This window comes from Kineosporia sp. NBRC 101731 (assembly GCF_030269305.1).
GTDB lineage: Bacteria > Actinomycetota > Actinomycetes > Actinomycetales > Kineosporiaceae > Kineosporia.
In genome coordinates, this window is record NZ_BSTC01000077.1 from 1 (window position 1) to 255 (window position 255).

The window sequence follows — 255 nt, forward strand, 5'->3', positions numbered from 1 at the left end:
ACGCGGTCGATGGGATTGAGCTGACCGGCAGTGAGATTGCCTTGTCGCTGGGGCTGGGTCGTGGGGCAGCGATGAACCGGGTGGGTGACTCGATCCAGGTCTGTGAAGATCTGCCGGCGATCCTGGCTCTGGTGCGGGCGGGGAGCCTGGACTGGCGCACGGCGGTCGCGGTGAACACCCAGATGCGTAACGCTTTACAGCCCGGGACACCGGCGTGGCAGGCCGTGCAGGACTCTCTGGCGGCGCGTCTGGCGG

1 protein-coding gene is annotated in these 255 nt (G+C 67.8%); it reads left to right on the forward strand.

Annotation, left to right across the window (positions count from 1 at the left end; genetic code table 11):
• Positions 1-255: DUF222 domain-containing protein (locus QSK05_RS36145; RefSeq protein WP_285601921.1), on the forward strand; the 255-nt coding region annotated here is incomplete at both ends.